Below are 2023 nucleotides of genomic sequence, written 5' to 3'. Positions count from 1 at the left end.
GGTCCCACCCCCGCCACTGGCAGAAGTGCAGGTCGCGTTGGAAGATGCGGTTGAAAAGACCACCGGTTACAGCGGCTATGACCTGAAGCGGGTGATGCGCACAGGAACGGTAGCCTCCATCGATAACCGCAACTGGGAACTGCGTGACCACCGCGAGCCGGTGCAGCGTTTCTCCCAGTCCCGTGCGATCGCGCTGGATATGGAATCCGCAACCATCGCCGCTAACGGTTTCCGCTTCCGCGTTCCCTATGGAACTTTGCTCTGCGTATCAGACAAGCCGCTGCATGGGGAGTTGAAGTTGCCCGGCATGGCGACGGACTTCTACCGGACGCAAGTGAACCAGCATCTGGAAATTGGTGTGAAGACCATGGAGGTCCTGAGGGAAATGCCGTTGGAACGGCTCCACTCTCGTAAACTCCGCAGCTTCATGGAAACCGCATTCCAATAAGCGCCAATCAGCATCTGCAAGAATAAGAAAAGCCGGGCCCAGACCCGGCTTTTTGCTGCGCACTTAAATCACGCTGCCGGCCTTAAGTGCTTTCATCATCACTGTTGGCAGGGCTTCACCTTCCAACTCATCTGGCGCGGACCACCAATATCCGTCAGGCTCATCGTAATGAGCGGGTGCCTGTGCCTGCCAGACGCTCATTTCCAGATGGAAGTGCGTGAAGGTGTGCTTCACATCCTTCGGCGTACGCACCCAATCCGCAGAAATCGGAGCATGTGAGAGGTCTTCCATCGCTGCATCATCCGCCCAGTGGGTGGTGATTGGCTCACTCATGCCTGCAAGCAGTCCTTTATCTTGGCGTTTGCGCAAAAGAATGCGACCACGTGCGTCGCTGAGCAGAAAGGCCATGCCGCGTCGTGTCGGCTTCACCTTCTTAGGGGCTTTGCGTGGCAGAGTGTCCGCAATGCCTTGCTTGCGACCCTCACAAACATCCATCCATGGGCAGATGCCACAGGCCGGAGACTTCGGCGTACAGATTGTGGCGCCAAGGTCCATGATGGCCTGCGCAAAGTCGCCGGGACGGTCATGCGGCGTCACTTCAGCCATCAATGGCTTCACTTCAGCTTTGAGGGCAGGGAGCTCGGTCAGCAATGCATGGCGGCGGGACAGAACCCTCTCCACATTGCCATCAACCACAGCAGCATGGCGCCCAAAGGCTATCGTGGAGATTGCAGCAGCCGTGTAAGGACCGATGCCGGGGAGCTTTAAAAGCCGCTCTTCTTCCTCAGGAAAACGCCCATTGTGATGCAATTGGACAAATTTTGCACACTTATACAGATTTCTTGCACGGGAATAATAACCAAGCCCAGCCCACGCTTTTAGGATGTCTTCTTCCTCCGCATTGGCCATATCAGCAAGTGTTGGCCATGTCTTTATGAAGAGATTGAAGTAGTTTTTCACTGCCGCAACAGTAGTCTGCTGAAGCATGATTTCTGAGAGCCAGACATGGTAAGAGTCTGGTTTTACACCGGAAAGTATATCAGCAGGAGCTGTTCGCCATGGCAGTTGGCGAGAATTTCTGTCATACCAGTAAAGAACAACTAGATTATCTTGCATGGTTTTGTGGGTTAACCTTGGTTTTGATCCCTAAATAATTGGGGTTCCCTTGGTAATTCATGGTACCGCGGAAAACGGGACTGAATTAAGACTAATATAAAGCAATGGTCATATATGTGCCTTAATCTAATGGCGTGATGAAGACGATGAAAGCAACTGCGCAAAATCGGGTTTCCAGGAGATCAAGCCATCAGCTAAACGAGCTGATTGGTAAGACCATGCACCCTGTCGCGCGCAAGCGCGGATTTGCCAGTGCCGACCTTCTCACCGCCTGGCCAGAACTTGTCGGCAAGAAGTATCACGGAAAAGTACAGCCCGGTAGGCTTGTTTGGCCAAGAGCCAAAAGCTCTGAAGGAGAGCCGGTTGCAGAACCTGCAACACTTCTTGTTCATGCGGATGGCTCCACTGCTTTGTTTTTTACGCATGAAGCTCCACAACTGCGAGATCGGATAAACGCCT

Annotated in this window: 2 protein-coding genes and 1 pseudogene; 2 read left to right on the top strand and 1 reads right to left on the bottom strand. The window is 53.3% G+C overall.

The genetic code is table 11. From position 1 onward, the window contains the following. A pseudogene (locus PPL9_RS11885) lies at nt 1–448 on the top strand (AMP nucleosidase); the annotation flags it as partial. 63 nt (nt 449–511) lie between these two features. Here the strand turns inward: PPL9_RS11885 and mutY are convergent. Then, a complete protein-coding gene (gene mutY, locus PPL9_RS11880) occupies nt 512–1564 on the bottom strand; it encodes an A/G-specific adenine glycosylase (RefSeq protein WP_057462892.1) in 1053 nt (350 codons plus the stop codon). Nucleotides 1565–1701: 137 nt separating this feature from the next. Here mutY and PPL9_RS11875 point away from each other — a divergent pair. Further along, on the top strand, nt 1702–2023 hold a 322-nt coding region (locus PPL9_RS11875), incomplete at its 3' end, for a DciA family protein (protein ID WP_152986680.1).

It is taken from the genome of Pseudovibrio sp. POLY-S9 (genome assembly GCF_001431305.1).
Lineage (GTDB): Bacteria > Pseudomonadota > Alphaproteobacteria > Rhizobiales > Stappiaceae > Pseudovibrio.
This window is presented reverse-complemented; position numbering and strand designations above follow the sequence as displayed.